The organism is Mycobacterium sp. (assembly GCF_032161845.1).
In the GTDB taxonomy this organism is placed as follows: Bacteria; Actinomycetota; Actinomycetes; order Mycobacteriales; family Mycobacteriaceae; genus Mycobacterium.
This window is the reverse complement of sequence record NZ_JAVRQA010000176.1, coordinates 1-6,561: the sequence shown is the minus strand read 5'-3', so window position 1 is coordinate 6,561 and position 6,561 is coordinate 1. Positions and strand designations below refer to the sequence as shown.

8 protein-coding genes and 1 pseudogene are annotated in these 6,561 nt (G+C 67.1%); 5 read left to right on the top strand and 4 right to left on the bottom strand.

From position 1 onward, the window contains the following. Positions 1–126: 126 nt before the first annotated feature. Complete coding sequence (locus QOD90_RS10165; RefSeq protein ID WP_526349209.1) at positions 127–1,431, bottom strand: cryptochrome/photolyase family protein; 1,305 nt, start codon at positions 1,429–1,431, stop codon at positions 127–129. Between the two features lie 68 nt (positions 1,432–1,499). Between QOD90_RS10165 and puuE the strand changes: the two genes are divergently transcribed. The 4 genes from puuE to QOD90_RS10145 all read left to right on the top strand — a co-directional run bounded on the left by puuE (position 1,500) and on the right by QOD90_RS10145 (position 4,050). Further along, positions 1,500–2,420, top strand: a complete 921-nt coding sequence (puuE, locus tag QOD90_RS10160) for an allantoinase PuuE (protein ID WP_526349207.1) — start codon at positions 1,500–1,502, stop codon at positions 2,418–2,420. A 55-nt stretch (positions 2,421–2,475) separates the two neighbouring features. Beyond that, positions 2,476–2,973: a histidine kinase gene (locus tag QOD90_RS10155; protein WP_526349205.1), complete on the top strand. Its 498-nt coding sequence runs from the start codon at positions 2,476–2,478 to the stop codon at positions 2,971–2,973. A gap of 25 nt (positions 2,974–2,998) precedes the next feature. After that, positions 2,999–3,802, top strand: coding sequence for a DUF4097 family beta strand repeat-containing protein (locus QOD90_RS10150; RefSeq protein WP_526349203.1), 804 nt, complete (start codon positions 2,999–3,001; stop codon positions 3,800–3,802). A gap of 110 nt (positions 3,803–3,912) precedes the next feature. Then, the gene (locus QOD90_RS10145) at positions 3,913–4,050 is read left to right on the top strand and encodes a hypothetical protein (RefSeq protein WP_526349201.1); all 138 of its coding nucleotides are present in this window, start codon (positions 3,913–3,915) and stop codon (positions 4,048–4,050) included. A 5-nt stretch (positions 4,051–4,055) separates the two neighbouring features. Here the strand turns inward: QOD90_RS10145 and QOD90_RS10140 are convergent, their stop codons facing one another. Both QOD90_RS10140 and QOD90_RS10135 read right to left on the bottom strand, forming a co-directional pair. After that, positions 4,056–4,502, bottom strand: coding sequence for a nitroreductase family deazaflavin-dependent oxidoreductase (locus QOD90_RS10140; RefSeq protein WP_526349199.1), 447 nt, complete (start codon positions 4,500–4,502; stop codon positions 4,056–4,058). A gap of 12 nt (positions 4,503–4,514) precedes the next feature. After that, the gene (locus tag QOD90_RS10135; protein ID WP_526349197.1) at positions 4,515–5,345 is read right to left on the bottom strand and encodes an NmrA family NAD(P)-binding protein; all 831 of its coding nucleotides are present in this window, start codon (positions 5,343–5,345) and stop codon (positions 4,515–4,517) included. A 92-nt stretch (positions 5,346–5,437) separates the two neighbouring features. Here QOD90_RS10135 and sigI point away from each other — a divergent pair, with 92 nt between their 5' ends. After that, on the top strand, positions 5,438–6,310 hold the full coding sequence (gene sigI / locus QOD90_RS10130) for an RNA polymerase sigma factor SigI (protein ID WP_526349195.1): 873 nt from the start codon (positions 5,438–5,440) through the stop codon (positions 6,308–6,310). Here sigI and QOD90_RS10125 read toward each other — a convergent pair. Then, positions 6,301–6,561, bottom strand: a pseudogene (locus QOD90_RS10125) (cytochrome c biogenesis protein DipZ); the annotation flags it as partial. The gene sigI and the pseudogene QOD90_RS10125 overlap by 10 nt on opposite strands.

Here is a 6,561-nt window from a genome sequence, read left to right as displayed (position 1 = left end):
GCACCCCACGCGTGCCGGTGAAACCAGCCCGAACGACGCGGGAACCGACGTTCACACCGCACCCGCGGCCTGAACCGAAGGACGCCCGAGAAGGGCGGTGCCCACCACACAACTGGTAGACACGCTTCAGCGGACGGCCTCGTATCGCCGCAAGGCCTCGACGCGCTCGGCGGCGTGGTCGACCATTGGTTCGGGATAGTTCTCGCCACCGAACTCGGGCACCCAACGCTTGACGTACGCACCGTCGGGATCGAATTTGTTGCCCTGCGTCGTCGGGTTGAAGACCCGGAAGTAGGGCGCGGCGTCGGTGCCCGAGCCCGCAGCCCACTGCCAGCCGTGCTGATTGCTGGCCATGTCACCGTCGGTGAGCTGCTCGAGGAACCAGCGCGCTCCCCACTGCCACGGCAGATGTAGATCCTTGACGAGGAAGGACGCGGTGATCATCCGCACCCGGTTGTGCATGAAGCCGGTCTCGGAGAGCTGACGCATGCCCGCGTCCACGATCGGGAAGCCCGTTCTGCCGGCCTTCCACGCCTCGAACCGCTTCTCCGCATCCCGGTCCTCGTCCACCTCGATGCGGTCGAAGTTCTTGTTCCAGTTCCACCACGTGCTTTCGGGCCACGAATACACGACGCCTGCATAGAAGTCCCGAAACGCGAGCTCGCGCAGATAGGCCTGCGCGCCCTTTCCGCTTCCGAGATCGGCAGCCATCGTGCGGGGGTGGATGGTCCCGAACTTGAGGTGTGCCGACATTCGGCTGGTGCCGTCGTGATCTGGGCGGTTGCGTTCGTCGGAATAGTCGGCCAGCGTCGAGTCGACGAATTTCTTCCATTCCTGCCTGGCCGCGGCTTCACCGGCTGGTCGGTCCAGTTGGGTGTCTCCATCCGGAATGTCGATGCCACCGCCCGCGTCGGCCGGGTCGATCCACCGGGCCGATTTCGCTCCCGTCCGGGCCGGGCCCCGCCAGCCGTGCTCTCGCCACGCCGAGAAGTACGGCGTGAAGACCTTGTACGGCGTGCCGTCACCCTTGGTGACCCGACCAGGGGACACCAGGTAGGGCGAACCGGACGCCTCGAGGGGCACCCCGCCGGAGATTTGGCCGAGGGCCTTGCGAACGGCGTCGTCCCTGCGCAGCCCGAATGGAAAGTAGTCACCAGACACGTGGACCGAGGTGGCGTGAATCTTCTTGACCAGAGCGGGGATTCGGGTCTCAGCGCGGCCCTGGGTGATGAGCAGGCGACCATCCAGTGACTCGCGCAACTCGCGAAGGGAGTCGTACAGGTATTGCAGCCGCCGAGGCCCGGACGTCGCCTTCAGCCGGGGATCGAGCACGTAGCAGGCGAGCACCTCCTGGTCGTCCCTTGCGGCATCCAGCAGGGCGGGCAGATCGTTCAGGCGCAGGTCGCGACGGAACCACAGCAGCGTTGGCATGACCTGATCTTGCCCGGTTTCGCCGGTCGGAAAACACCGTGGTGGTGCAGGGCTGCGACAATCTCCCCATGACGCCGACGACCGACGACTACCCGCGCGACATGGTCGGGTACGGGCCGCGACCTCCCGATCCGCGCTGGCCCGGTGGCGCCAATGTGGCTCTGCAGTTCGTCCTGAACTACGAGGAAGGGGGCGAGAACAACGTCCTGCACGGCGATGAGTCCTCCGAGACATTCCTGTCCGAAATAGTTGGTGCACAGCCATTTTCGAATCGACACATGAGCATGGAGTCGCTGTATGAATATGGCTCGAGGGCGGGCCTGTGGCGAATATTGCGGATGTTCGATCAGCGCGAACTGCCGCTGACGATCTTCGGTGTCGCCACGGCACTGGCCCGCAACCCCGAAGCGGTGGCCGCCTTTCGGGCGCGGGGTGACGAGATCGCCTGCCACGGCTTGAAGTGGCGCAGTTACCAGCTCGTCGACGCCGATACCGAGCGCGCCGAGTTGGCGGCGGCGGTCCGCATCTTGACCGAGCTGACCGGTGAGGCCCCGCTCGGCTGGTACACCGGAAGGGATTCGCCGCAAACCCGCCAACTCGTCGTCGAGCACGGCGGTTTCCTCTACGACTCGGACTCCTACGCCGACGACCTTCCGTACTGGACCCGCGTCCTGGACGCGGACCACCTCGTCGTGCCATACACGCTGGACACCAACGACATGAAGTTCGTGTCCGCCAGCGGCTTTCCCAGCGGTGCCGACTTCTTCACCTACCTGCGCGATGCCTTCGACGTGCTGTACGCCGAAGGCGCGGCCGGTGCCCCGAAGATGCTGTCGATTGGCCTGCACTGCCGACTCGTCGGCAGGCCGGCGCGCATTGCGGCGCTTGGGAGATTCCTCGACCACGTGCAGTCGCACGACAAGGTGTGGATTACGCGCCGGGTCGACATCGCCAGGCACTGGGTGGACAACTTCCCGCCGGTGGGGTGACCTGCGGGTAGCCCTGACACTTGTAGTGACATCAAAATGATGTCATCATGACACCATGGAATTGCAGCCCTACGTCGACGCCGTTCGTCACGAACTGGCCGTCGCCGCCGCGGCCGGGGGAGCCGACGCCGTCGAACTCGCCGACCGGCTCACCGCCCCGCTGGATTCCGCCATCCGCCTGGCCATCCTCGAAGCCCTCTCCGACGCCGCGGAGGTAATCACCCGCGAGCTCGCTCCAGCATCGGTCGACGTGCGGTTGCGCGGCCGTGACCCTCAATTCACGGTGACCCCGGCGCCCAGTGACCCGGTGTCGGCGCTTCCCGAGCCGGCCGGGCCTCCGGAGTCCGATGACGACGGCGGCACGTGGCGGGTCACGTTGCGCCTTCCCGACCACCTGCGGGCTGGGGTGGATGCTGCGGCCCGTAGTGCCGGACTGTCGGTCAACGCCTGGATGGTCCGCGCCATCGGCGCCGCTCTCGGCACGGACCGTCGAAGGCCCGATGGGCGCCCGCCCGCAGCATCGGACAACCACTTCAGCGGCTGGGTCCGCTGACACTTCAACCGACAGGAGAGACGAAATGCCCATCTTTCAAACCCCAGAACCCATCACGGCGACTGTCGAAGTTGCCGCCGGTTCGGTTCACCTCGCCGCAACGGATCGCGACGACACCGTCGTCGAGGTGTCGCCCCGCAACCCCAACCGGGCGTCCGACGTCCGGGCGGCAGAGCAGGCCCGCGTCGACTTTCGCCACGGCACCCTCGTCGTCTCGGCTGGCAGACGGATGCTGTCGATGGGCCGAGGCGGTGCCGTGCGGGTCGACATCGGGTTGCCCTCGGGCTCGCGACTTCACGCCTCATCGGCGTCGGCAGAGGTACGCGCGGACGGTCTGCTCGGCGACTGCCGACTGGCCTCGGCGAGCGGCGACCTCCTGGTCGACTCGGTGAGCGGACAGATCAAGGCGGACACCGCATCCGGCCAGATCTCCGTGCAGAACGCAGGCGGAAACGTGTCCATCGCGACGGCATCGGGCGACGTGACGATCGGCCGCCTCGACGGCGACCTGAAGTTTCAGGCCGCCAGCGGCGCGCTTGGGATCGACGAGCTGCGCGGCGATGTCACGGTGCGGACGGCGTCCGGCCGGGTCACCATCGCAGCCGCCGTGAAGGGTGCCGTCTCGATCGTGGCCAGCAGTGGCGAGGTCGAGGTCGGGGTTGCCACCGGCACCGCGGCCAAGCTCGATCTGCGCTCGGGCTCTGGCCTCGTCAGCAACGGCCTCGAACCGGCCGACGGGCCGGCCGATGGTGACGAGACTCTCGTCGTGCAGGTGCGCACCGGTTCCGGTGACATCGCCGTGCGCCGATCGGTATCTGCCCGCCTCTGAGCGAATTGCTGGTGTGCTGTAAACCCTTGTGCCACATGTGTTTCACCAGTCACAACGCGGGATTTGTCGTCGGTAGGTCGCAGTAATGTTCGGATCTGGAAGTTGGCCCGGTGCTCACGGCGATCGCCACGATGCGTGCCGCGTATACCGAACTGGCCGACTTGCCCGTGGATGCGCTGACGCATCGCGAATTGCCCAAACGACTCCTCGTCGATCCAGACCCGGAATCCGACGGGGAGGATCCCTAGCCGGACTACGCCGGGTCGAACCGGAATACCGCCAATCTTCCTGCCAGCGTCTCGAATTCGTCCGGCGTGCCGTCGGTGACGAGGCCGCTTCGCTTGGCGAACCCGACGCCGACCGGCACCTTGACGGCGAACGCCCGTAGCACCGGTCTGGAGTCGGCGGCGGAGAGCTCGACGATCCGGACCCTGCGTGACCGTCGGCCACGGGTCAACGTGCCCAGACCGGCGGCGCGGGCATTGGCCGCCCAGTCGGCGCCGGGATACCCCGCGACGGTGTAGAGCCCTCCGTCGTGGTCGAACGGTGTCATCGGCGTGCTGCGGGGCTGGCCGGACTTGCGCCCTGGCACCGTGAGCACCATCGACGGGCCAGCGGGCACCCCGAGCTTCTGCATGGCGATCACCAGCTTGTTCATCGTCTTGAGAAAACGCGGCGGGCGTGGGTTGAGTGTCGACATGATGTGTCTCCCTTAGTCATCGGTGAACAAGTTGCGGTGGCCGGACACCCACTGGGCGAACGTGTTGGCGGGTCGGTCCAGGATCTTCTCGACGTCGTTGGTCACCAACGCGGGCCGGTCGACCGTCTCAGCGAGCAATGCCACGTAGGCGTCGGCGAACTCGGCGGGAAAGCCGATGCCGAGGAAGCGTTGACGTACGACGTCTTCCGGTACCTCCAGGTATCGCAGTTCCCGGCCGAGGACCGTACCGATCTCGTCGATCAGTTGCGCGTTGGTGAGCGCCTGCGGTCCTGTCAGCGGAATGCGTTGGCCCACCAGGTCATCGCTGAGTAGAGCTCGGGCGGCCACCGACGAGATGTCACCGTCGGCGATCGGCGCGGTCGACGCCGACGCATACGGCCCACCGACCACGTCGCCTGCCCGGATCTGCGGAGCCCACATGCCCGCGAAGTTCGATGCGAACACGCTGGGCCGCAGGCTCACCCATTCCAGACCCGAGTCGACGGCGAGCTGTTCGACCTCTCGGTTGCGGTCGCCCCGGAAGCGTGACGGCTGCCGGGAGAAGTCGTCATCGGCGTTGATGGCCGACAGGGCAACGAGACGGGTGACGCCTGCCTTGACTGCCGCAGCGACGGTCGCTTCGAGTTCGCCGCCGAGCGCCCTTGAGTTGAGGAAGACGGCGTCCGCCCCAGGCAACGCGTCGAGCGCGGAACCGAACGCGCCGGCGCCGGGCCGCCGGGTGACGGCCCGTACCTCGATGCCGGCTTCGGTGAGTTCGTTGACGAGCGGTCTTCCGACGTTTCCGGTCGCTCCGGTGACGACGACGGTTCTGAGTGTGGTCATGCAATCAAGGACGGGTCACCGCGGCGAAAAGTTACGCAGTCCCGGTTTTCTGTCCGCTGTAACTTTTTCGGGCGCTGATTCGTCCTACACGTATGACCCAATCGCCTCCCGCCGATGGCGAGATCGCGGCCGCCTGGCGTGAGCAGCGGCCCTACCTGGTGAATCTCGCCTATCAGATGCTCGGCGACGTTGGCGACGCCGAGGACATGGCGCAGGAGGCGTTCCTGCGGTTGTCCCGCACCGACCTGGCTGAGATCGACGACGTCCGCGGCTGGCTGACCGTGGTGGCGGGACGCCTCTGCCTCGACCAGCTGAGGTCCGCGCGCGTGCGTCTCGAGACGAAGATGGCGCCCGAGCAGGAAGCCAGTCTGGTCGAGGTCGACGTCACCGGTGATCCCGCGGACCGCGTGACCCTCGACGACGAGGTCAGCACCGCCCTCCTCGAGGTGCTCCGGAACCTGAGCCCGGGGGAGCGCGTCGCGTTCGTCCTGCACGACGTGTTCGCGGTGCCGTTCGACGAGATCGCCGAGACCGTCGGCAGGCCCGTCGGGACGTGCCGCCAGCTTGCGCGACGGGCGCGTGGGAAGTTCGCCGCGGCGGCACCCGGGCCCGTCGAGGTGAGCGGAACCGAACACCGTCGCGTCACCGAAGCCTTCATCACCGCCTGCGCCAACGGCGATCTAGTGGCGCTGACGTCGATCCTGGACCCCGCCGTGTGGGGAGTGGGCACGATTCTCGCGGATCCGGCGCCGCCACCACAGGTCAATCACGGCCCGGACGCCGTCGCCGTCAACCTGATGCGTTACCTGGGCACTCGGGCGACGGTGGTCTGCGGGCCACCAGGCGAGCCAGTGCTGCTGGCGTTCGACCGCGGGCGGCTCTTCGCGGTAGTGGTGCTGACGATCCGCAACGAATTGGTGGTCAAGATCGAGGCCACCGCGGATCCGTCGGCACGTCAGCCGTAGGTGAACGAGAATGCCTGCAGTCCCTTGCTCAGGCTCACGTCGACGTGCCCGGTGCCGTCACCGTCGTCGGCGATGATCTGGCGCATGTTGGGTGGCCCGCTGACGGGGATCACCGCCGTCTTGCCGTCGCGGGTGACGGTCACGTTGCCGTTGCCGCCGACCACCAGATACACGTTGCGGGCGTGGTAGTTCAACGCGATGCCTGCTCCGTCGTCGAGGGCGGTGGCGCCCTGGTAGTCCAGCGCCCACCG

Excerpts from the sequence above, each read along its gene's own strand:
- QOD90_RS10165 (WP_526349209.1), bottom strand. The coding sequence starts at position 1,431 with ATGCCAACGCTGCTGTGGTTCCGTCGCGACCTGCGCCTGAACGATCTG.
- puuE (WP_526349207.1), top strand. The coding sequence starts at position 1,500 with ATGACGCCGACGACCGACGACTACCCGCGCGACATGGTCGGGTACGGG.
- QOD90_RS10155 (WP_526349205.1), top strand. The coding sequence starts at position 2,476 with ATGGAATTGCAGCCCTACGTCGACGCCGTTCGTCACGAACTGGCCGTC.
- QOD90_RS10150 (WP_526349203.1), top strand. The coding sequence starts at position 2,999 with ATGCCCATCTTTCAAACCCCAGAACCCATCACGGCGACTGTCGAAGTT.
- QOD90_RS10140 (WP_526349199.1), bottom strand. The coding sequence starts at position 4,502 with ATGTCGACACTCAACCCACGCCCGCCGCGTTTTCTCAAGACGATGAAC.
- QOD90_RS10135 (WP_526349197.1), bottom strand. The coding sequence starts at position 5,345 with ATGACCACACTCAGAACCGTCGTCGTCACCGGAGCGACCGGAAACGTC.
- sigI (WP_526349195.1), top strand. The coding sequence starts at position 5,438 with ATGACCCAATCGCCTCCCGCCGATGGCGAGATCGCGGCCGCCTGGCGT.